21 protein-coding genes are annotated in these 22,939 nt (G+C 58.9%); 16 read left to right on the plus strand and 5 right to left on the minus strand.

All coding sequences use genetic code 11. The features are described from left to right. Window positions 1–411: 411 nt before the first annotated feature. The 5 genes from AS89_RS17090 (at window position 412) to AS89_RS0106590 (ending at window position 6,158) form a co-directional block, all read left to right on the plus strand. Window positions 412–1,839: a S1C family serine protease gene (locus AS89_RS17090; protein WP_010131670.1), complete on the plus strand. Its 1,428-nt coding sequence runs from the start codon at window positions 412–414 to the stop codon at window positions 1,837–1,839. After that, on the plus strand, window positions 1,830–2,867 hold the full coding sequence (locus AS89_RS0106575; protein WP_010131672.1) for an FHA domain-containing protein: 1,038 nt from the start codon (window positions 1,830–1,832) through the stop codon (window positions 2,865–2,867). Before AS89_RS17090 ends, AS89_RS0106575 begins: the two co-directional genes overlap by 10 nt. A gap of 115 nt (window positions 2,868–2,982) precedes the next feature. After that, complete coding sequence (hisC, locus tag AS89_RS0106580) at window positions 2,983–4,071, plus strand: histidinol-phosphate transaminase (RefSeq protein WP_010131673.1); 1,089 nt, start codon at window positions 2,983–2,985, stop codon at window positions 4,069–4,071. 250 nt (window positions 4,072–4,321) lie between these two features. After that, window positions 4,322–5,113, plus strand: coding sequence for a penicillin-insensitive murein endopeptidase (gene mepA, locus AS89_RS0106585; RefSeq protein WP_237709641.1), 792 nt, complete (start codon window positions 4,322–4,324; stop codon window positions 5,111–5,113). A gap of 28 nt (window positions 5,114–5,141) precedes the next feature. Continuing rightward, the gene (locus AS89_RS0106590) at window positions 5,142–6,158 is read left to right on the plus strand and encodes a D-alanine--D-alanine ligase (protein ID WP_010131675.1); all 1,017 of its coding nucleotides are present in this window, start codon (window positions 5,142–5,144) and stop codon (window positions 6,156–6,158) included. A gap of 21 nt (window positions 6,159–6,179) precedes the next feature. On the opposite strand, the gene AS89_RS0106595 is transcribed toward AS89_RS0106590, so the two are convergent. After that, entirely contained in the window at window positions 6,180–6,767 is a 588-nt protein-coding gene (locus AS89_RS0106595; protein ID WP_010131676.1) for an HNH endonuclease, read from the minus strand. Window positions 6,768–7,489: 722 nt separating this feature from the next. Here AS89_RS0106595 and AS89_RS17095 point away from each other — a divergent pair. Then, on the plus strand, window positions 7,490–8,989 hold the full coding sequence (locus AS89_RS17095) for a PQQ-dependent sugar dehydrogenase (RefSeq protein WP_237709642.1): 1,500 nt from the start codon (window positions 7,490–7,492) through the stop codon (window positions 8,987–8,989). 19 nt (window positions 8,990–9,008) lie between these two features. Here AS89_RS17095 and AS89_RS0106605 read toward each other — a convergent pair whose 3' ends face one another. From AS89_RS0106605 to AS89_RS0106620, 4 genes are all read right to left on the minus strand, one after another. Beyond that, the gene (locus tag AS89_RS0106605) at window positions 9,009–9,563 is read right to left on the minus strand and encodes a response regulator transcription factor (protein ID WP_010131678.1); all 555 of its coding nucleotides are present in this window, start codon (window positions 9,561–9,563) and stop codon (window positions 9,009–9,011) included. Then, a complete protein-coding gene (locus tag AS89_RS0106610) occupies window positions 9,560–10,909 on the minus strand; it encodes a sensor histidine kinase (protein WP_138976370.1) in 1,350 nt (449 codons plus the stop codon). Before AS89_RS0106610 ends, AS89_RS0106605 begins: the two co-directional genes overlap by 4 nt. A gap of 29 nt (window positions 10,910–10,938) precedes the next feature. Then, on the minus strand, window positions 10,939–12,477 hold the full coding sequence (locus AS89_RS0106615; RefSeq protein WP_010131682.1) for a PepSY-associated TM helix domain-containing protein: 1,539 nt from the start codon (window positions 12,475–12,477) through the stop codon (window positions 10,939–10,941). A gap of 84 nt (window positions 12,478–12,561) precedes the next feature. Further along, a complete protein-coding gene (locus AS89_RS0106620) occupies window positions 12,562–14,595 on the minus strand; it encodes a TonB-dependent receptor (RefSeq protein WP_158217347.1) in 2,034 nt (677 codons plus the stop codon). A gap of 270 nt (window positions 14,596–14,865) precedes the next feature. Between AS89_RS0106620 and xseB the strand changes: the two genes are divergently transcribed. The 10 genes from xseB to AS89_RS0106670 all read left to right on the plus strand — a co-directional run bounded on the left by xseB (window position 14,866) and on the right by AS89_RS0106670 (window position 22,938). Next, window positions 14,866–15,123 carry an exodeoxyribonuclease VII small subunit gene (gene xseB, locus AS89_RS0106625; RefSeq protein ID WP_010131684.1) on the plus strand — a complete coding sequence of 86 codons (258 nt, stop codon included), beginning with the start codon at window positions 14,866–14,868 and terminating at the stop codon, window positions 15,121–15,123. A gap of 48 nt (window positions 15,124–15,171) precedes the next feature. Then, on the plus strand, window positions 15,172–16,074 hold the full coding sequence (locus tag AS89_RS0106630) for a polyprenyl synthetase family protein (protein ID WP_010131685.1): 903 nt from the start codon (window positions 15,172–15,174) through the stop codon (window positions 16,072–16,074). A 617-nt stretch (window positions 16,075–16,691) separates the two neighbouring features. Beyond that, window positions 16,692–17,144 carry a Rap1a/Tai family immunity protein gene (locus AS89_RS0106635; RefSeq protein ID WP_010131686.1) on the plus strand — a complete coding sequence of 151 codons (453 nt, stop codon included), beginning with the start codon at window positions 16,692–16,694 and terminating at the stop codon, window positions 17,142–17,144. Window positions 17,145–17,219: 75 nt separating this feature from the next. After that, window positions 17,220–17,744, plus strand: coding sequence for a Na+/H+ antiporter subunit E (locus AS89_RS0106640; RefSeq protein WP_010131687.1), 525 nt, complete (start codon window positions 17,220–17,222; stop codon window positions 17,742–17,744). After that, on the plus strand, window positions 17,738–18,034 hold the full coding sequence (locus AS89_RS0106645; RefSeq protein ID WP_010131688.1) for a monovalent cation/H+ antiporter complex subunit F: 297 nt from the start codon (window positions 17,738–17,740) through the stop codon (window positions 18,032–18,034). The genes AS89_RS0106640 and AS89_RS0106645 overlap by 7 nt, the downstream gene beginning before the upstream one ends. Continuing rightward, window positions 18,027–18,419: a monovalent cation/H(+) antiporter subunit G gene (gene mnhG / locus AS89_RS18160; protein ID WP_010131689.1), complete on the plus strand. Its 393-nt coding sequence runs from the start codon at window positions 18,027–18,029 to the stop codon at window positions 18,417–18,419. The genes AS89_RS0106645 and mnhG overlap by 8 nt, the downstream gene beginning before the upstream one ends. Window positions 18,420–18,462: 43 nt before the next feature. Continuing rightward, a complete protein-coding gene (locus tag AS89_RS0106655) occupies window positions 18,463–19,554 on the plus strand; it encodes a DUF4040 domain-containing protein (RefSeq protein WP_010131691.1) in 1,092 nt (363 codons plus the stop codon). A gap of 1 nt (window position 19,555) precedes the next feature. Further along, complete coding sequence (locus tag AS89_RS0106660; protein ID WP_010131692.1) at window positions 19,556–19,966, plus strand: cation:proton antiporter subunit C; 411 nt, start codon at window positions 19,556–19,558, stop codon at window positions 19,964–19,966. A 3-nt stretch (window positions 19,967–19,969) separates the two neighbouring features. Further along, window positions 19,970–21,457 carry a monovalent cation/H+ antiporter subunit D family protein gene (locus AS89_RS0106665; RefSeq protein WP_010131693.1) on the plus strand — a complete coding sequence of 496 codons (1,488 nt, stop codon included), beginning with the start codon at window positions 19,970–19,972 and terminating at the stop codon, window positions 21,455–21,457. After that, window positions 21,454–22,938, plus strand: coding sequence for a proton-conducting transporter transmembrane domain-containing protein (locus AS89_RS0106670; RefSeq protein ID WP_010131694.1), 1,485 nt, complete (start codon window positions 21,454–21,456; stop codon window positions 22,936–22,938). The genes AS89_RS0106665 and AS89_RS0106670 overlap by 4 nt, the downstream gene beginning before the upstream one ends. The last annotated feature ends 1 nt before the right edge of the window (window position 22,939 follow it).

Below are 22,939 nucleotides of genomic sequence, written 5' to 3' on the forward strand. Positions count from 1 at the left end.
GGGTGTCTGCAATCCACCTTGCCGCGACTCCTGTGAGGGCCGGGCATCGCGTCCCCTTCAACCTTGAAGTGAAATTTACGGATTTCCCTATTACAGGTCGATCACACGTCATTACACGAAATTACACGACATCTGTACTGAACCGATTTGGCGTGTATTTAAACGGCGAGTTGAGCGAATACGCCACCTGTGGAACCTTGTGCCCTTGTACGCAAACCGGTGCGCGGCTGCGGCACAGGGAAGCACCGCGTAATGTGAAACCATTCACTACACTGTCAAATCGATGCCCGTGCTTCGCGGGCACACGCTTTGACGCCTGTTGCTTGCTTGTTGGGCATCGGGCCTTCCCGTAAACTCGGCGGTCATTTCGCCCATAAATTACACAGCGCTGTTTTATCCACGATGCCGAGAATGTTTACGCGCCTGAATCTCCTGAGCTATCTGGCTGTCTTCTCGCTGCTTCTCTATAGCAGCTTCAGCTTGGCCCAGAGTTACGAACAGCTGTACAGCGATTACCGCGGCAGCCTGTATCAGATCCGCCTGATCGAACTCTCCTCTAACTCCAAATCCGGCCTCGGCTCCGGCTTTCAGATTTCCAGTGACGGGCTTATTGCTACCAACTACCACGTGGTATCCGCGGCGGTGCACGATGAAGACAAATACGCACTCAAGTATCTGTCGGTGGATGGCAAGGAAGGCGACCTGGAATTGCTGGATGTGGATGTCATCAATGATCTGGCGATCCTGCGGCAAAAAGGCGAACCGGGGCCGGATTACCTGCGACTGGCACAGCAGCCCCCGAGTCGTGGTGAAACCATCGTCTCCATGGGCAACCCGCTGGACCTGGGCATGACCATTGTCCCGGGCACCTATAACGGGATCGCCAGCGGCAGCTTTTACGACCGCATCCACTTCTCCGGCTCCATTAACCCCGGTATGAGCGGCGGCCCGGTGATCAACCGCAACGGCGAAGTGGTGGGCATCAATGTAGCCACTGCCGGTAACCAGATCAGCTTTCTGGTGCCGGTAGACAAGCTTTCCAGCCTGCTGGAAGACTTCAAGAACGATCTGGAAAATGGCAACGGCACCCCGGAGCTGCAACCAATCATCGACCGCCAGCTGCACAAAAACCAGCAGCGCATTATCGACGAGATACTCGGCGCCGACTGGAAACTGCGCCCACTGGGCGACGCCATGGTGGTGGGCGAAATCGTGCCGTCGATCCAGTGCTGGGGAAATACCAGCGACGATGAAGACGAAATGATCAAACAGGTAGCCAAGGGCTGCACCGGGCAGGATGTGGTGTACCTGTCGGAAGACTTCGACACCGGGCGGGTGGAGTACGAATTTTTCTGGCTGGAATCCGAGGACGACTTCTTGTCGTCGCGTTTTTACGCGGCCTACGAAGAAAACATGAGCGGCTTCTTCCCCGGCAACAGCGCCAGTGAAGACGATGTCACCGACTTTAACTGTAAGCAGCAGTTCACCACCCAGCCGCGCAACGGCAACGGTAATGCCGCCAAGGCAAATGGCGATGGCGATGGCGATGGCGATGGCACGAAGCCGGACACCGCAGGCGCCGGGGAACAAGCATCCACCGACGGCGACGCACAGCAACCGCCCAAAGCCAACGGCAGCCGCGAGCCGGTGATTGCGCGCACCACCTACTGCGTGCGCCGCTACAAGAACTTTCCGAACCTGTTCGATGTGTTCTTTGTGAGCCTCACCGTGGACCATGAGAACCGCGCACTGGTGAGCCACTTCACCCTGTCCGGGTTTACCCAGGAATCGGCCACGGCCTTTACTCAGAAGTTTGTGAGCGAAATCCAATGGCATTGATTATCGAGACCATCGATCGCGCTCACCGGGTGTGTAACCGCTTCCGTATGGAGGGCGACCGCGCGACCATCGGCCGCTGCTACAGCAATGAGGTGATGCTGGAAGACCCGCATGTGGACCCGGTGCACGCCGAAGTATTGCGCGACGAAGACGGCTGTTACGTCTTAAACGACCTGAAAAGCCTCAACGGCATGCGCCTGATGCGCAACTTCCGCGACAAGTCGGTCAAGCCGATGAATGTGGATGCCTACCAGATCCAGTGCGGCGATGAGGTACAGCTGGGCAAGAGCCGCGTACGCTTTATCGATTCGGCCATGAGCGTGTCCCCGGCTATCCCGCTGCATTCGGCCGAGAATGTGTTCGATCGGCTGGCGACCCCACTGGTCGCCACACTGCTGTGCCTGCTGGTGGCCGGCATCAGCCTGTGGCTGGCCTTCCTCGGCAGCACCAGCGAATTCCCCTGGACCCGTATTGTGGAAGTGCTGACCGATGTCATCTTCGGCCTGCTGATCTACGCCGCGGCCTGGGCATTTATCGGCAAGGTGGTAAAGCACGAGGCGCACTTCCTTGCCCACTTTTCCATCGCCGCCACCGCGGCGCTGGTGTACGCCGCCTGGCAGTGGTTCGGCTCGCTACTCAATTTCAACTATTCCATACACCACGCGATACCACTGCTCAACATCCTGGCGCTGGCGGTGATCCTGCCGGTGATGCTGTGGTGCGCGGCCTACCTGGCGCTGAACATTGCGCCGCACTGGCGGCTGGTCGCCTCCATTGTGCTGCCCTGGTGTTTCCTCGGTTTTCTGGCGGCGGTGGAAATTGGCCGCATGGACGAGTTCAGTGGTTCTCCGGAAGTCTCCAAGGAACTGAAATCCAAGACGCTGCTGTGGCGCAAGCCAGTGCCCATGGACGAGTTCCTCGCCGCCACCCCGGCCCTGTTCGATATCCCCATCGAGAAGGATAAGGACGATGACAAGGCCGAGGAGAGCACAGAGCCGCAAACACCGGCCAGCACCGAAGGTGAATAAGCAGACAAGTTATTAGCCACAGCCTAATTTCCATCTCACGGTCGAAGTCTGTGTCGCGAACGCATAAAATCTCCCCGCACCGACGCTGTAGCGGTGCGAACCAGGAGTAGATGCCATGACCGAGTCCACCAATGAGCAAAGCGTTTTCTGGAGCCCGGCGGTTGCCCAGCTGCAGCCATACGTGCCCGGCGAACAGCCGAAAAGCACCGAACGCCTGATCAAGCTCAACACCAACGAGAGCCCCTACCCGCCCTCGCCCAAGGCACAGGTGGTACTGCAGGAAGACGGCCTCGCCGCGCACCTGCGCCTGTACCCGGACCCAGAATCTACCCAACTGCGTACGACCATCGCCGCGGAGTTCAACCTCGCGCCCGAGCAGGTATTCGTGGGCAATGGTTCCGACGAAGTGCTGGCACACGCCTTCTACAGTTTCTTCCAGCGCCCGGAACCGCTGCTGTTCCCAGACATCACCTACAGCTTTTACCCGGTGTACTGCCAGTTCTACGGCATTGAATCCCGCACCCTGCCCTTGCGCGAAGACTTCTCCATCGGCGTCGAGGATTACGCGGTAGAGAACGCCGGCGGCGTGATTATCCCCAACCCCAATGCGCCCACCGGCCGCTACCTGCCGCTGGCGGAGATCGAAAAGCTGCTGCAGCTGCACCCGGAGCGCGTGGTCGTCATCGACGAGGCCTATATCGATTTCGGTGGCGAGAGCGCGGTAAGCCTGATTGAGCGCTACCCGAACCTGCTGGTTATCCACACCCTGTCGAAATCCCACGCACTGGCCGGTTTGCGCCTGGGCTATGCCATGGGCCAGGCACACCTGATCGAGGGGCTGAACCGGGCGAAGAATTCGTTCAACTCCTATCCCATCGACGGGATTGCGCAGAAGGTGGCCACCGCGGCAATCGCCGACAGAGAATGGCTGGCGGACAACTGCGCCAAGGTAATCGCCACCCGCGAATGGACCTGTGAGCAACTGTCCAAACTTGGCTTCGACATAGTGCCGTCTACCGCGAACTTTATTTTCGCCAAGCCGACGAAGACTTCGGCCGAAGCGCTGTTTCTCGCCCTGCGCGAGCGCAACATCATCGTGCGCTATTTCAACAAGCCGCGGATTAGTGAGTACTTGCGTATCAGCATCGGCACCGATGAAGAGATGCAGGCACTGGTGAGCGCGTGCCAGGAAATCCTGCAGTAAACACCCGCGTCGCCATTTTTCTCAATAGCGGAAGCGTCCACAGAAGTGGCTCGGGGAACCTCTATAATTCCCCGAGCACTAATGCCTGAACAGGCCCCACTCTGAGCCTCAACCGGACGCATCCGCCGCTGTTATGCCGTTGACCAACTCGATTTTCGCCCGATTTTCCCATACCACGTCGCTCCTGTTTCTGTTGCTTGCTGCAACAGATCTTTCCGCGCAAAACTCCGCACAAAACCCATGGGAGGACGTGCAAACCCCTTCCAAGCAGTCTCCGGAAAGCATCGGCGCCTACACCAACGGCTGCCTGAGTGGCGCCGAACAGATGCCGCTGCGCGGCGACGGCTTTCAACTGGTGCGCACCGGGCGCGACCGCCACTACGGCAACCCGTATCTGGTGAAATTCCTCAAGGACTTTTCCCGCAACGTGGAAAACAACAATCTCGGGCGCCTGCAGATTGGGGATATGTCCATGGCCCGCGGCGGCCCCTTCAGCAGTGGCCACACCAGCCACCAGATGGGGCTGGATGCCGACATCTGGTTTTCCCAGGACCGCCGCGCTGCCGAGCGACCGCTATCGCCCTGGGAGCGTGACAACATCCCCGCCATTCCCATGGCCGATACCAAAAAGCATGTTTTACTGGAGGAAAACTGGGATGAACGCATCCCGGGTATCCTGCGCCTGGCTTCCGAAGATCCGCGTGTCGCGCGCATCTTCGTACATCCCACCGTCAAGCGGAAAATGTGCGATATTGCAGGGAGCGATAACGAATGGCTGCGCAAGGTGCGCCCCTGGTGGGGGCATAACTATCACTTTCATGTCCGCCTGAATTGCCCGCCCGGGGACAACAGCTGCAAACCGCAGGGGAAGGTAAAGGATGCACCCTGTGGCGGCGGCCTGGATTGGTGGTTTAGCGATGAGTTTTACGCCATCCTTAACCGCCCACCGTCCAAAGAGCCGGAAAAGCCGGTAGAAAAGCCGCCCATGCCCGCCCAGTGTGCCCAGGTATTGAGTGCGCCCGCCGGCGAAAGTAAGCGCTAACGTACAACAACAAACCAATGAGAGTCCGATGACAAACGAGTCTGCCAATCCCATCAACGTCCTGCTGATTTGCGGCGGCGGCAGCAGCGAGCACGATGTCTCCCTGCGCACCGCAGACTTTATTCAGCAGGCGCTGGCCAAGTCACCAGCGCTGCAGCTGACGCGGGTGACTATGGATGTGGATGGCCGCTTTATCGATACGGACGGTCAGCTGCGCGAGCTGCGCTCGGACAAACTGCTGTACAGCACAAGCGGCAGTGCGCAACCGGTGGACTATGTAATCCCGGCTATCCACGGCTACCCCGGTGAAACCGGCGACCTGCAGTCGCAACTGGAAATTCTCGGCCTGCCCTATTACGGCTGCGGCCCGGAGGCGAGCAAGAACTGCTTCAACAAGGTCACCACCAAACTGTGGCTGACGGCTCTGGGTATCGACAATACGCCCTACCAGTTCCTGTGCGCGGAAACCCCGGAGGAATTTGCCAAGGCCCAGGATGCGTTGCGGCAGTGGGGCTCGGTGTTTGTGAAAGCCTCCAACCAGGGTTCATCGGTGGGCTGCTACCAGGTGAGCACCCCGGAAGCTCTCAATGAAGCATTAAAAGATGCATTCAAACTCTCCCCCTACGTGCTGGTGGAAAAATGCCTGACTGTGCGTGAGCTGGAAGTTGCGGCCTACAAATACCAGGGCGAACTGGTGGTGACCCCACCGGGCGAAGTGCGCGCGCCGTCAGACACTTTTTACAGCTACGATGAAAAGTATGCAGAAGACAGCCGCGCGGAAACCTTTGTGGAAGCTGAGGGATTGTCCGAGGGGCAACTGAACTGGATTCGCGAGGCATCCAAGCGCGCGTTTGTCGGCCTGCAACTAAAAGACCTTTCCCGCATCGACTTCTTTCTTACCGACAACGGTGAGATCTACCTGAACGAAGTAAATACCTTCCCCGGTATGACCCCGATCTCCATGTTCCCGAAAATGCTGAAGAATCAGGGGCATGATTTTTCCGAGTATCTGAACGCACTGATACGGGGTGCGCTGAGCGAATAAGCGCGGGTGTAACCCGCGCGCTCAGCTGACCTGCTGCAGCACGTCAGACAGCCACCCATCCTGCCGCTTGCGCGAAAACTGCCCGCGCAGAAACTCCATCTGGTCGCCGCGAATCCGCGCGCTATTGGTCAGCGCCAGATACTCCGCGGCGTTGGGCACAAATGGCAACGCCAGTAACTCCATATCGATATGTTCCAGTAACCGACTACCCTTGTGCTGATTACAGCGGCGGCAGGCGGTGACCACATTTTCCCAGGTGTCGCGGCCACCCTTGGATACCGGATGCACGTGGTCGCGCGTGAGGTCACGAATCGGGAACCAGCTACCGCAGTACAGGCAGGTGTGCTGGTCGCGAGCGAACAGCGCGCGATTATTCAGCGGTGGCCGGTTGCGCGGTCGCGCCATGCGATCCCCTCCACAGGCAATAATCGCCGCCAGATCCAGAGTGGAGCGCTCACCCTGGCGGTTAATACCACCATGCACCGTCTGCACCACACCGCCCAAGGTCCAGGTGACCAACTCCCGCACATACAGGCAGGCGGCTTCTTCCCAGCTCAGCCATTCCAGCGGTTGTCCCGCGAGATTCAACCTCAGGATTTGTGCTTGCACGAGTTCACCTCCCGTTTATGCGCGCCTGAAAAGCAACAAAGCCCCGCGGGCAGACCAACGGGGCTTTGCAAATGGATAAGGAATTTGACGACTCTTGCTGAGAGTGCGCGGAGTAGACCGGGCGAATTAGAGGAAAGGGGCGAAATTTGGAGTCGATGGAGGCTGGACCACCAGTGGTGAAAGGGTGGTTGTGTTACAAACGGGTAAAGCACTAGATTACGGAATGCATCATCCTCCACGGTCAGAAAAAGTTGACCGGCTTGACCTGATTAAAGCGGAGGTTTGTTACGATTTCCAGACAAAGGAAATAAACTGATGCAGAAAAGTTTTTTGCGGGGCCAGAACGTAAAACACCGCTTGAGCAATCCGGCCCAAGCGGTGCGTCTCACAGGATGGTGCCCAAATCCTTTCGGGCTGGCAGCGCGATCTCCATTCCTTGGGGATCTATCCTTGCCGCCGTTGCAATCCGTTCTCCGTCCTTGCAATTACATTATGGTCGTTTGGGAAAGATACGGTAGTGGGAAAGTGCTGAACTTGTTGTAAGAGATGTCTTACACACACGTGACCGTCGTCACATTTAACCTGAACAGGCTGTGGGGAAAAGCGTGGCGCGTATCGCAACTGGTACGGCTGTGCGAGATTTAGCGGCTTACTATAGTTACTTTTGTTACGAGATCAAGGACGTTGGGGGACACATGTCGAAAAAGGCGCTAGTTTTTTACTTGTTCACAGCAACTGGCGTAATTTCGATTTTAGCGTTGATCGTCGCGCTGGCACTCGGACGACTACCCGGAGTGAATGTACCCTGGGGGCAGATGTTTGGTGTCAGCACCGATGAAAAAACCGTGCAGCACCAAATCAAAGTGGCCGATGGTTTTCACGTGACGCTATTTAATGGTGATGTGCCCCATGCGCGCTTTATGGCGGTGACCCGCAATGGCGATCTGCTGGTGTCACAGCCGAAGCTTGGCCAGGTGAGCTTGCTGCTCGCAGACCGCGATGGCGACGGCGAGTCCGATGGCCAGCGTGTGCTCATCGACCAGCTAAAGCGCCCGCACGGGCTGGCGCTGTTTGAAGACTGGTTATATATCGCCGAAAGCGACGCCGTGGGACGGGTGCCGTTTGATCACTCCGACGGACGCATTGCCGGCAGCTACCAGCGCGTGGTTGCGGGGCTCGCCGATACCGGTAACCACTGGACCAAGACGATCGGCATGGGGCCGGATGAGTGGATGTACCTCTCCAGCGGCTCAACCTGCAATGTGTGCATAGAAGAAGACCCGCAGCGCGCAACGATCATGCGTTTCCGCCCCAACGGCAGCAATTTCCATGTCTACGCCACCGGCCTGCGCAACAGCGTCGGCTTCGACTGGTCACCAAAAGACGGCGCAATGTATGCCACCGACAACGGGCGCGATTGGCTCGGTAACGACTTCCCGCCCTGCGAGTTAAATCGCATACAGCAAGACGGCTTCTATGGCTGGCCGTTTGCGAATGGCGACCGAGTTCCCGACCCCGACTTTGGCGTAAATGGCGACGCCGCGCTGCAGCAAATTATCCGCGACTCCATACCGCCGGTATTCGATTTTCCCGCACACAACGCGCCCCTCGGTATGCGCTTTTTAACCAGCCGCGAGCAGTCGCCGGCGTATCGAGAAGCGGCACTGGTTGCGCTGCACGGGTCGTGGAACCGGGATGTGAAAGACGGCTACAAGGTGGTGGCACTGCACTGGGATGCCAACGGCCGTATTCGCAGTGAGGACTTCCTGTGGGGTTTTCTTGCTGAAGACCGTGAGACGGTTTACGGCCGCCCGGTGGATATTGCCGAGGATGCACGCGGGACTATTTATGTCTCCGACGATTACGCGGGCGCGGTGTACCGAGTACAGGCGGGTGCCGCCGATCAAGGTGCTGCCAGCACAGCGACCAGCAAACGGCCGACGATCAGCGCACCGAAAAAGCCCCTCGCCATCGATGGCAGTGCCGCGCGCCAGGGGGAGCAGATCTTTGTGCGCCGCGACTGTATGCGCTGCCACCAGCAGCTGCCCCTGAAAGGCCTGAGCCGCCGCTACACACTGAAGCAGCTGGCGGATTATTTCGACACGCCAACGCCGCCGATGCCCAATTACGGTTTCAGCAACAGCCAGAAACGCGCGCTCGCGCATTATTTAATGGAGCGGGAAATTCAGGGTGGTCGGCCGCTGGAGAAGTTGCTGCCCTGATGTTTAGCCGCGCACGGCGTCACTGGCCCTTGGGCCGCTTCTGCAGCTTTCTCTGCAGCGTGCGCCGGTGCATGCCCAATGCCCGCGCCGTGGCCGAAATATTGCCATCATTCTCTGCCAATACGCGCTGAATATGTTCCCAAGCCAGGCGGTTGACCGATGGCGGCGCGCTGGAGATTTCCGGTAATTCGGTAGCGTCGCCGGCACCGGCCTGGTCGTCGGTGAGCGCCGCTACCAGCTGGTCGCCGCCGGCGGGCTTGCAGAGGTAGTCGTCGGCACCCAGTTTGATCGCCGCGACCGCGGTGGGAATGCTCGAGTAACCGGTAAGTAGAATAATGCGCGCGCGCGGGTTCTCTGCGCGCAGCGGCGCAATCAATTCCAATCCGCTGTCGTGATGAATTTTTAAATCCAGCAGTGCGCAATCAAATCGCTCACGGGCAATAAGCCCCAGCGCCTCATCAACGGACTCGGCCACGCGGGTGTCAAAGCCGCGCCGGGACATGGCCCGCTCCAGCATATTGCGGGTGCCGGTTTCATCGTCGACGATTAGCAGGCGTAACGGGGCACTACTCACGATACCTCCGTCAGGTCACTTTCAAGGGGCAGTTCAATGGTGGCCACGGTCCCCGGGCACTCGTGCCGGGCTGCAAGTGTCAGGCTGCCCCCGAGCTGGGCCAGTGTGCTTTTACTCAGGATCAACCCGATGCCAAAACCGTCCGCTTGCGGTGCGCTGTCCGCTGCGGCACCAGCGTCAAAACCCTGACCGTTATCCGCTACTTCAATACGCAAACGCTCCGCTTCCCAGGCTACGTTGAGCGCGACCGGCGCCGACGAGCCGTTCGCCTGAGAAGCATCCAGTGCATTGTTCAGTACGTTAATCAGTGTCTGCTCGAGGGTCAGCGGCAAGCGTGCGCGCATTTGTTGCGGGCCACTCTGCTGCAGCTGGAAACGCGCTTCCGGGCGCAGTAACTGCCAGCGCTCCAGGCTGCGGTCGATAAAGCCCGCCACCGATTGGTATTCCTCGTTACCCGCCGGATCGCGCGCGCGACTTTTGAGCTGCTCCAGGGCCTGCTTGCACAGGTTCACCTGTTGCTGCAGCAGCACCAGGTCCTCTGCGACACACTCCGGCAGGTCCTGCTGGGCCTGCAGCTCTTCGACCAGTAAGCCAATGGTCTGTAGCGGGGAGGCGAGTTCATGGGCGGTACCGGCAGCCAGGGTGCCGAGGGACAGCACCTGATCGCGCCGCGCCTGTTCCTGCCGCAGCCGGTGCAGGTGGCGATCGCGGCTGCGCAGGCCTTCGGCCATGCTGTTTACAAAGCCCGCAATCAGTAACGCAGAAAAGGTAAAGGTGGCCCACATGCCGATCAGGTGACGATAAAAATCGCCGCTCTGGCTGGCGGCCATGCCGTGCCCGGCTCCATGTCCTGCACCGTGCCCCGCTCCATGCCCAATATGCGCACTGTGGCCGCCGTCGATACCGGGGAAGAACGCCATCAGCGCGGTGTAGGTGGCAATACTGATCGCCGCCATCAGCCAGGCGAAAAACCGCGGTTGGGTTGCCGCGGCGATGGTGAGGGGCACCAGCAGATAAATCACGAACGGATTGGAGGCCCCGCCGCTCAGGGCAAGCAGGGGCGGCAGCCACAGCCAGTCCATCAGCAAGTGACCGAAAAATTCCAGACGCCCTACCGCGACACTGCCGCGGGCGCGCCAGCCGCTGATCAGGGTGGTCACCACCCCCAGCAGAACAAATACCAAAGCACCGGCGCTCAGGGCATCCGCCAACCACAGGCTGACACCGATATAGGCGCTCAGGGCGATGGCCCGCAGCGCGGTCAGGCGCCGCAGGTTGACGATAATGGTTTTATCCCCACCCAGTGGCTGGGGTACTGCGGATGCTACAGGTGCTACAGATGACACGGTCAACAGGCTCGGTTAGGCGTACATACCTATTGTGTCGCCACCGCGCCGATAGAGCCAGCGGCAGCCGGCTGCGGCGGCGCTTTTGCACCGCGCTTGTTGCGTTTTGCCAGCATCACCCCGCCGATGGCGCTACTCACCAGCAATAGCAGCAAGGTAAATACAATCAGCAGATCGCGACCCTGACGCCCGGTGAGCGGGGTCAGGTGGCTCCATTTGTGCAACAGCGAGAATGACAGGCGCTCGGCGCGATCAATCCCGCGGGACTGGTCCACCAGCACGCCGGTGGCCGGGTCCACAAACAGCGTGGTTTTGTCGGCATCGGCCACCGTAACCTGCCACACCGGCAGGCGTTTGTTGCGGAAGTCGTAACCAGGGCCGTAGCGGGTCACCAGCTGCATGTCGGCGATATCCTGTGGTGCAATATTGCCAATGCGCCCGGCCAGCAGTTGCGCCTGCTCGCGGTCGGCAAAGGTGTGCAGCGGCGCGCCGGTGCGCGCATTCACAAACAGCGCGCCCGCCTCGCTCGGCCTGCCATCGAAGCGCTGGTTGCGGCTACCCGGTGCGGACGATCTTTCCGGGGCAAAGCCCACGCGATACAGGGGTGCGTTATCAGCGCCGCTAATCAGCGACAAACTGTTGATGGCACGGCCATCCAACTGGCTGACCCAGCCGAAATCTGTACTCAGGTTGCGGAATTCACCCACTTCGCCAAGGCGCAGTCCCTGCACCGGCTCTACCAGGGACTGCTGTAGCAGGTGGTAGAAACCACTGGCAGACCAACCCAACAGCGGCAGCCACAGGGCATAACCCAGCCAGCGATGGTAACGGCGCTTGCCATCTTTAATCTTGCGCTTCTTGCCCTTGGGCGGGCGCAACGCGAATACCAGGGCAATACCCGTGGCCGCGAACGCAAACAGGGTCAGCATCAGCAGGCCGATCAGTACCAGCCGCCCGTATTCCAGCCCATCCAGCCACGCAAAGGTATGCAGCTGGCGAAAAACGCCCTGCATAAACGATTTGCTGTTATTGGTGATCGAGGCCAGCGCTGCGGTTTCGGTGTGCACAAACAGGGTGAGGCCATCGTCACCGGCGTACTCGACCCGGTACACCGGCAGTAAGCGGTTTACCGAGGGATAGGCGTTGTCGAACTCGGTCTGGAGCTGCACGTCGGCGATCTGCGTGTCGCTGCGGCCACTGTAGTAGCCGGCGAGCCAGCGCGCCTGAGCCAGGTCACCCTCCACGATTTCGCGACCGTCACTCAGGGCATAGTAGTTGCGCGGTGCCGTCTCACTCGCGGTAACCTGTAGTAGTGGGCCCGCTTGCGAGGGCACCACTTTTACCACCCGCGCACCCTGCACCCGGGATTCATCGGCGAGCAGTTGCGGCAAATTGCCCAGATCTTCCGCCTGCAGGCTCACCGAGGGCGGGAAAAACTTGGCGGCCTTGGGGCCAAACCAGGCCATCATCGGGTGACTAATGCCCGAGAGCGCCCATACCAGAATGCCGGCGAGGGCGTACCAACCGAGTTTGTTGTGCCAGGCAAGCCACTGTTTTTTCAGGTTCATAACGTTTCTTGTGCAGATATTCTTTTAATCACGTTTTCTATTCGTTCACTTCTTTCCATTTCTGGCCACGTCTTGCCACGACAATCAGAAGCGATAGCGCACGCCCGCAAACATGGAGCGTGGCAGTCCCGGGCGATAGCTGAGGTCCGGATCACCGACCTGATTCGAGGTGTAGGTGGAGTAGCGCTCATCGGTGACATTAGACAGGCGCGCGTACACGGAAAGGTCATCACTGAAATCGTGGGTGGCGCGAAGGTTCAGCAGGTCGTGACCGGCATACTCCTGAGTGTTGGTTTCATCGGTGTAATAGCCGCCGGTGTGGGACCACTCCAGCTCTACCCGCAGGCCACTCAGCCACAGCGGGGTATAGGCCAGCGCAAGATTGCCCACAGTACGCGGTGCCTTGCCGATATCGTTGCCGGCAAAGTTCAGGTTTTCACTGACCATGCAGAAGCAGGCGAAATTGAACTGGCTGAATACATAGGAGTAATCCTTGTATTCCTGCTGCATGGCGGCATAAGACAGGGCCAACTGCCACTCCTCTCCCAGAGGTGCCTGCACACTCAGCTCCACGCCCTGGTGGCTGGTTTCCCCCGCATTGGTGGTTTTGCGGGTGTCACCCTCGATATAACTGACAATGTCATTTTCGGTGGCCATGTCGTACACCGCCAGCTCGTAGTTCACGGCTTCGGCAACAACACCGCGCAAGCCGATTTCCTGGCTGACACTGGTCACCGGCTCAAGCTCGGTGGTACCGGTGGAGGAGCCGGGGCGGAACAGGGTGCCCACGGTAGGTGCGCGGAAGGCGTGGCGATAGCTGGCATAGAGCTGATGGTTGTCGCTCAGCTTGTATACGGCGCCCAGTTTCGGGCTCAGGTTGTCGTAGTCGCGACTCTGTGAAGCCGGGCGGAAGTGCGCAGGATCGTCATTGGGAGTATCCAGCCGATCCGCATACTCCACGTCAAATACGTCGTAGCGCAGTCCCGCGGACAAGCGCAACTGCGCAGTGGGTGCGTATTCCACATGTACATAGGGAGAGACGGAGGTCTGCTCTGCATCAAAGTTGTAGGTGAACTCGCCGGTACGCGCATAGTCGGTGTAGATATCGCCCTCACGGCTGACCGTAATACGCTCTTCACGATATTCCGACGGCGTGTAATCGGCATCCAGCCCCACAATAACCTCACCGCGATCGAAATCACGGCGGTACTTCAGCAGCAGGCCGTAGGAGCTGAACTCGGTGTCGCGGATATTAGGATCGTAAGTCACCATCCAGCTGGGCATCATGGCGGTGCTGTTGTGACGGTAGAAGGGGGTTACCGTCACCAGGCTGTACTCATCCGGGGTATAGGCCAGTTCGGAAGACAGGCGCAGGGCTTCCACCTCGCGGTAGCCGATGTCACCGTGGTAGCGGTTCTTCTCCACATTATTGCGGTAGTCGTCTTCTTCCAGGCTGGAGGTACCGCTCTGGTCGATGGTGGAATAGGACAGTACCGTCTTGCTGTCCCAGCCCTCGGCAAACTGGCTGTCGAGGCGACCACTCATTGAGGTACGGGTGTAGTCCGCTTCCTCGCGGAAGCCATCGCTGGCGGTGCTGTTCAAATCCACGCGCAGTGCACTGCGCTCACCAATTTTATTGCCACCGGAAATCAACGCACGCTGCCAACCATCGGCTCCCAGCTCGCCATTCAGTGAGAGCTCCGCCTGTTCCGGTGCCGCCTTGGTCACCGCATTGATCACCCCGCCGATGGCATCACTGCCGTAGAGTGCCGAAGCCGGCCCCTTGGTAACTTCCAGCTGCGCACTTTGCGGCACGTTAATCTCATACAGGCCGTTGTGGTTGAAAAAGCCGGTAGGACGGGTGGGGATACCGTCTTCCAGAAACAGGTAGACCCCGGCAGTGGAGATGGGCTGGCGAATCGAGGTCATATGCCCCTCCCCGCCCAGGTTATTCACATGCACCCCGGCTACCCGGTTCAGGGCATCGGCGGGGTGCGCCGGGGTGAGCTGTTCCAGCTGTTCTTCCGTGATCACCCCCACCGATTCCGCCAGTTCCGAGCGCGCCTTGGCCTCGCGTGTCGCGGTGACAACTACCTGTTCCAGAGCGCTGTCTACCAAGAGAGTCCCTGCCAGAGCCGACTCTGCCGCGTGTGCAGATGGGGCAGATAGCAGCGAGAGGTTTACAGCCAGGGCGAGAGGGCAGGTCAAAAAAGCAACAGGGGCGCGCACAGCGATTTCCTTATAGAGCGGTATCATCGATAACGGGAATGCTATCGGAAATCCCCGGCGCGCAACTGCGCCATATTGTCGCAGGGGGTGTGGCGTTGACCGCGTTATCACGAGCCGCTAAGGTTGCCCGCACTTGCAAGACCTATCAGAGAATTCGCCATGGCCGCAAAAAAGAAAGCCGCTACGTTCGAGAGTGCACTGGAAGAACTGGAACAGCTGGTGGAGCGCCTGGAAAGCGGTGATTTGCCACTGGACGAGGCCCTGGCGGACTTTGAGCGCGGGGTGAAGCTCACCCGCGAGTGCCAGCAAAAGCTGGCCAGCGCCGAACAGAAGGTCAAAATTCTGATGGAAGAAAACGGGCAGGTACAGGAGCTGCCGTTTGACGCCGCTGACCAGCGCCCCGGAGAACCGGAGTAAGTGAGCAAGTAAGTGAGTAGCCCTGCCCCTATTTCCTCTCCGGCTCCCATGCCCGCCACGCTGAAAGCCTTCCTGCAGTCCTCAAGCCTTCAGGTCGAACGGACCCTGACGGCGGCCCTGAGCGACGAGAGCCAGGCCGAAACGCTGTTCGCAGCCATGCAATACGCGGCCCTGGGCCCAGGTAAACGCCTGCGCCCCGCGCTGGTCTATGCCTCGGCACTCGCCCTCGGGGGCGAAGCCTGCGCAGAAAACTGCCATGCCGCCGCGGCAGCGCTGGAGTGTGTACATGCTTACTCCCTGGTCCACGACGACCTGCCAGCGATGGACGACGACGCACTGCGCCGCGGCCGCCCGACCTGCCATATCCAGTTCGACGAGGCCACCGCGATCCTCGCCGGCGATGCCCTGCAGTGCCAGGCATTCGAGTTGCTCGCTGGCGCCCCGCTGGCGGCGGACCTGAAAGTGCGCCTCATCGCCGAGCTGGCCAGGGCTTCCGGTGCCCGTGGCATGGTGGCGGGCCAGGCCATCGACCTCGCCGCGGTGGACCAGTCGCTGACACTGGAGCAACTCAAGCATATGCACCGCCTGAAAACCGGTGCCCTGATCTCCGCCAGTGCCCGTATTGGAGCCTTGATCGGCGGCGCCAACGAAGTACAGCTGGCGGCGATCACCCGCTATGCCGAAGCCATCGGTCTGGCATTTCAGGTGCAGGATGACATTCTGGATGTAACCGCGAACACCGAAACCCTGGGGAAAACCCAGGGCGCTGATGCGGCGCGCAACAAGCCCACCTATGTATCGCTGCTGGGGCTGGATGGCGCACAGGCCAAGGCAAAAGAATTGCATCGGGAAGCCCACCAGGCCCTGCAGGAAATCTCTACCCCGGCGGACAAGCGCAACTTCCGTGTTCTTCAGCAACTGGCGGATTACATCGTCAATCGGGACTATTAATCCGGGGCTATTAATCCCGGACCATTAATCCGGGACCATTATCAGGCGTGTCTCGCTAGATGCTTTGAGTTAGGTACTTTGAGTTAGGTGCTTTGCGTTAACCGCGGCATGTGCATGACCGGCCTGACCAAAAGAGCTTAAAAGCGCCAATTCCCGCAGGCGGGGCCGTGACCAGATTCCAAAACCGGTTCTCTGTCTGCACCCAGTGCGCAGCACGCTTTCTCCCATTCCCGCTCCTTCTCGTCTCTTCCCGTACCTTCCCACCCCTACCCTTTTTCGCTGTCAAAGCTGCGGCGCTTCATCGATGTACGGAGCGGTAATGCGCGCTAATGATTTTCTCGAAAAACTTATGAAACATTGCGTACTCACCGCATTCCACGCAACAGGCCTACCCCCAAAACGACCAAAACCAATGACTTCAGCCAAAAAAATCAACACTTTTGGCAGAAGCGCACATTTGACGAGAGTCGAAAACTCTGCAAGATTTAGGTGCGGCTGCAGGGGAAGTCGAGCGCTCTTTGGTTGAACCAGTAACACTACCAGTAACACTACAAGAAGCACCCGAGCCCTCACCTGCCCAGCCCCGAGCACATACATAAGAATAAAAGGCGACGAGTATGCAGCGTAAACAGCGCACAGTAATTGTCCCGATGGCCGTTGTCGCATTGACAATTGGCCTGACAACCGATGTACTTGCTGGACCTCTTACGGCAACGAAGCTGATCGAGGCGTGCAAGGCCTACAAGGCCGACCAGCAAAGCGCGCACGCGACCAGCTGCCGCGCGTTTATTCACGGCTATCTGTCCGCGAGCAAAGATATTGTCGCCGCAGAAGAGCGCCCATCCGAATTTGTGGCCCGGGCCATTAAAACCCGTGCCAGTCGACTTTCCGATGAAGCGGAGCAACGCCTCAGCAGCCGTTACTGCCTGCCAGCCAGTGCAACCGTCGATACCCTGATTGCCGAAGTGGCAGAAATTTCGCAACCGTTTGCCGAGGGGGCAACGGCAGAATCCGCAATGCTGGCAGTTCTGGAAAATAACTATCGCTGCAAAGATGTACTTAACCCCTGAACCGGTTTCGCGACCGCGCCTGACCGCCGGACGCCTCCGCCAAGGTTTTTATCAAGATTTTGTAGTCACTTATTCATGCGTTACACCTTTTGTCTTTTTGCTGTCCTCGCGTTTATCTGGCTCACCAATTCCGGCCTGTACACGCCACTGCTGCTTTGCTTCGGACTGATCTCCGTTGTTTTCGTCATCTTGATTGCCCGGCGCATGAAAGTGGTGGACGGCGAATCCCTGCCGCTTGAATTGTGGGCGACCCTCCCCGGCTATTACCTGTGGCTATGGCGAAAGATCATCGCCAGCAACCTGGAAGTCGCCGCTTGCGTGTGGGGCGGTTTGTTTTCACGCAGGGAGACTATTTCCCCGTGCAGCGAGCGAATCCCCACCAGATTGAAGTCGGATCTCGGCAAGGTGCTGTATGCCAATTCAATTACCCTGACTCCCGGTACCGTGGCCATCGATGTGGATAAAGACTCGGTACTGGTCCATGCATTGACCCGGAGTGGGCTGAATGAACTCAAGCAGGGGGACATGGAAAAGCAGATCCTGGCACTAACAGAACAACACGCCGTTGCAGGCACTACAGGGCAGAAAAACGAATGTTGAATGCAACACTGATTGCCTTGCTCGTGGTGATGTCTCTGGCATTAGCGCGTGCAATCAAGGGGCCCTCTATTCACGACCGCATTCTCGCGGTGAACATGTTCGGAACCAAAACCGTACTACTGATTGCAGTCATCTGCTTCACCTTCGGCAAGCCCGAGTTTCTGGATATTGCCCTCGTCTACGCGCTCATCAACTTTGTCAGTGTGATAGGGGTCCTACGTTATTTTGAGTTTCGCAGCAGGCATCAGGATGGTACCCAGAACGGTACAGGGGAGGTAGCAAGTGATTGATGTACTGCTGAGTTATACCAGCGGCCTGTTACTTTTTCTTGGCTGCTTTTTTATGCTGACGGGCGCAATCGGCCTGCTGCGTTTTCCCGACTTTTATTCCCGCATGCATGCGGCAGGCGTTACCGACACCCTCGCAACCGTGCTGATTCTCAGTGGCCTGATGCTGATGGCCGGGTGGAGCCTGGCACTGTTCAAGCTGGCCCTGATCATGCTGTTTATTTTCTTCACCAGCCCCACGGCCAGCCACGCACTGGCGCGCTCGGCTCAGCTCTGCGCCCTGCGCCTGACGCACGCACCCGTGGATAACGGCCCCGCAGATGTCTCCCGCCCGACGGCCGAGACCAGCACGCCGGCTTCCAGGATGGAGGCCGCCGAGGGCTCATAAAATCAATGACAAAAATACATAAAGCAACCGGGGGGGAATCTTGATGGACCTGTTGCTGGATATCGCACTGCTAGCGCTGCTACTGGTCACCGCTGTTTCTATCGCCTGGATCAAGGACCTGTTTGCCGCGGCCATGCTTGCCGGCATCTACGGACTGCTATCGGCGGGTTTTTTCATGACCATGGGGGCTGTCGACGTCGCCTTTACCGAGGCCGCGGTGGGTGCGGGGATTTCACCACTGCTGATCCTGCTGACCCTGGCCCTGTGCGGCCGCTATCAGCGCGCTGATCGCGACCGCGCCCGCCTGGCCATCGCACTTGTCGTCACCGTAGGCGCCCTGCTGATCACCGCCACGGTCGACATGCCATCGTTTGGCGATGCGAATGCGCCGGCCCAGGCACACGTGGCCCCGCACTATATCCAAGACTCCCGCGCAGAAATTGGTATCCCCAACATCGTCACCTCGGTGCTGGCCAGCTACCGCGGCTTCGATACCTTTGGTGAAGTGGTGGTGATCTTTACCGCCGGGCTCGGGGTACTGTCGCTGCTAATATCCAGTGCACCCACGCCACAGCGCGCGCTCGAACAATCTCTGGTGCAACAACAGTCGCGGGATATTGTGCTGCGCGTGGTGGCCAAGGTCCTGATCGCCCCAATCATGCTGTATGCACTTTATGTGCAGTTTCACGGTGAATACGGCCCTGGCGGTGGCTTCCAGGCGGGGGTGATCTTCGCGGTCGGTTTTATCCTCTACGGCCTGGTGTTTGGCCTGGATGCGGTACGCAAGGTCGCAAGCCATGGACTGGTGCAACTATTGTCTGCGGTCGGTGTGCTGGTGTTTGGTTGCACCGGTTTATTAAGTTTTGCCAGCGGTAAAAACTTTCTGGATTACAGCGCGCTGGCCGGCGATGCCGTTACCGGGCAGCACATCGGCATTATCGCCATCGAACTGGGTGTGGGCATCACCGTGGCCGCGGTAATGATCATGATTTCCTATTTGTTTACCGCACAACTGCGCGACCGCGAACTGGAAGCTTCGGCAACGGATACGCAGCCAGCCGCGGGCAATGCGCCGGAAGCGGAAGCCAAGCTTGCGCTGTCCGCATTGCAAACTCATGAACAGGGGGCCGGATAAGGTGTTACTGGCATCGCATTACAACTACTGGATCGTTATCGCATTGATGATGATCGGCCTGTACATGGTCATCGCCCAGGGCAACCTGGTGAAGAAAATTATCGGGCTGAATATTTTCCAGACCTCGGTTTTTATTTTTTATATCAGCGTGGGCAAGGTAGATGGTGGTGGCGCACCGATCTTGAGCGAGGGGGAAAGCCTCTACTCCAACCCGTTGCCCCACGTACTGATTCTCACCGCCATTGTTGTGGGTATCGCCACCACCGCATTGGCGTTGGCGCTCACCATTCGCATCAAGCGGGCGTACGGTTCCATCGAGGAGCGGGATATCCAGGCCGCGGAGGCGCGGCAGGAACAGGCCGTACCGGAAATCCACCCGCAGCCTCAAGCTCCAGCCGGTAAGGAGAAGTAAACCATGCTGGCACATCTTCCTATTTTGCAGGTCATTCTGCCGCTGATGGCGGCCCCCTCTTGCCTGCTGATTCGCAGGACCACCCTGGTGTGGCTGTTTACCCTGGCGGTGAGTATTGCCGCGCTGGTGGTGAGTGTGTTGCTGTTGCAGCAGGTCTACGCCGCGGGCCCCATTACCTATGAGCTGGGCGGCTGGAAGGCCCCTTGGGGAATCGAATACCGCATTGACCTGTTAAATGCCTGGGTGCTGTTCATTGTCACCGCGCTGAGCAGCGTGGTGCTGAGTGCGGCCCACACCAGTGTGCAGAAGGAACTCGGGGCCAGCCAGCAGACCGTGTTTTACGCGCTGTACCTACTGTGTTTTGCCGGCCTACTCGGCATTGTGGCCACCGGCGATGCCTTCAACGTGTTCGTATTCCTGGAAATTTCCTCACTCTCCACCTATGCGCTAATCGCGCTGGGCAAGGACCGGCGCGCGTTGTGGGCGGCATTCCAATATCTGATCATGGGCACCATCGGCGCCACTTTTATCCTGATCGGTATCGGTTTCCTGTATATGATGACCGGGACGCTGAACATGGCGGACCTGGCCGAGCGTATTCCACCGCTCAGTGAATCCAGTACGGTACTCGCGGCGTTTGCGTTTATTTTTGTGGGTATCTGCCTGAAGCTGGCGCTGTTCCCGCTGCACCTGTGGCTGCCCAATGCCTACAGCTGTGCACCGTCCATCGTTACCGCCTTTCTCGCGGCTACCGCCACCAAGGTTGCCCTGTACCTGCTGCTGCGCTTTACCTTTACCGTGTTCGGGGTGGATTTTTCCCGCGCGCAACTGCCGCTGGATACGCTGCTGATTGGGCTCGGTCTGGTGGGCGTGTTTGCCGCCTCCATCGTCGCCATCTACCAGGCCAACATCAAACGCATGCTGGCCTTTTCCAGCGTGGCGCAAATCGGTTACATGGTAGTGGGCATCGGTATCGGTACCGCTACCGCCCTGCAGGCCACGCTGTTGCACCTGTTCAACCATGCACTGATGAAAGGTGGGCTGTTCCTTGTACTGGCAGGGCTGGTTTATCAGCTTGGTGGCTGCCGCATCGAACACTTCCGCGGGCTTGGCCGCACCATGCCCTGGACCATGGCCGCTATCGTGGTCGGTGGTATCAGCCTGATTGGCATGCCATTGACCGTCGGCTTTGTCAGCAAGTGGTACCTGATTGCGGCAGCCATCGAGCAGCAATTCTGGGGCGTCGCCGTGCTGGTCATCCTCGGCTCGCTACTGGCCGTAGCCTACATTTGGAAACTGGTGGAAGCAGCCTATTTTCAGGCACCACAAGGTGACCAAGGTGCGGTGGAGAAACGGGAAGCACCGCTGGGTATTCTGCTTCCTGCCTGGCTGTTGATTGCAGCGAATATCTATTTCGGCATCGACACCCGCCTGCCCGTTGAGGTAAGTACCGCCGCTGCGCAATTTCTGCTGGGAGGTGGTGCACAATGAATACCTCTAACCTGCTACAACTGACCCTGCTGATCCCGCTGCTCGCACTGGTGGGTATTCAGCTCAGCGCCCGCTGGGAAAATGTACGCGAAGCGATTTCATTGATTGCAGCAAGCACGCTGTTTTTTACCGTCACCCAGTTATACCAGCCAATGCTGGATGGCCAGGTAATCGCCGCCTACTGGCTGGATATTCTGCCGGGGCTGGCACTGTCTTTCCGCGTAGAGCCACTCGGCCTGATGTTCGCGCTGGTTGCGAGCTTCCTGTGGATCATCACCACCCTCTACGCCATTGGTTATATGCGTGGGCATGGGGAAAAAAACCAGACACGGTTTTTCAGCCTGTTTGCGGTTTCCATAGGCGCGGTGATGGGTATCGCCTTCGCGGAAAACCTGTTCACCCTGTTTATTTTTTACGAAGTACTGACCCTGTGCACTTACCCGCTGGTCACTCACGCGGGAACGGACAAGGCCCGCGCCGGCGGACGTGTGTACTTGGGTATCCTGCTCGGGACTTCGGTGGGCTTTTTCCTGCTGGCGATTATCGCCACCTGGCTGCTCGCAGGCACTTTGTCCTTCAAGCAGGGCGGTGTGTTCGCACCGGGCACCTCGCTGACGCTGTTGTCGGTGCTGCTGGGACTGTTTGTTTTTGGCGTCGGCAAGGCGGCCATCATGCCGTTCCATCGCTGGCTGCCCGCCGCCATGGTAGCGCCAACGCCGGTGAGCGCGCTGTTACATGCGGTCGCAGTCGTAAAAGCCGGCGTGTTTGTGCTGCTGAAAATTTGCCTGCTGATTTTCGGGCTCGACACACTGCAGGCGATTCCCGCAACCGAATGGTTGCTGTACCTGGCCGGCGTTTCCATTCTGCTCGCGTCCATCATTGCCCTGCGCCAGCAAAACCTGAAAAAGCGCCTGGCCTACTCCACCGTCAGTCAGTTGGGTTACATCACCCTCGGCGCCCTGCTCGCCACCAGCGCGGGCATGACCGGCAGCGCGCTGCATATCGTGATGCACGCATTCGGCAAGATCACCCTGTTCTTTTGCGCGGGCGCCATTCTGGTGGCCGCACACAAGACCGAAGTACACCAGCTACGCGGGCTTGGCCGGCAGATGCCGGTCACCATGACCGCATTCCTGGTCGCCAGCCTGTGCATTATCGGCATCCCGCCCACTGGCGGTACCTGGAGCAAGTGGTACCTGATGCTAGGTACCTTTGAAGCGCAACAGTGGATCTTGATGGGGCTGCTGATGATCAGCTCGCTGCTCAGTATCGCCTATCTGCTGCCGATCCCGCTGCATGCATTTTTCTCCCGTAATGAACAGGACGCCGACGTCACTGGTGCTCCTGGGGCAACTGCAACGAGCGTTATCAAGGAGGCTCCTCTGCCCTCCCTGATCGCCCTCGGCATCACTGCGACGGGCTGTATTTACTTGCTGCTGTTCCCCGATGCGTTCTATCAGCTAATCAAAGCCGGAATCTGAT

The sequence above is a fragment of the Microbulbifer agarilyticus S89 genome, assembly GCF_000220505.1.
Taxonomy (GTDB): Bacteria; Pseudomonadota; Gammaproteobacteria; order Pseudomonadales; family Cellvibrionaceae; genus Microbulbifer; species Microbulbifer agarilyticus_B.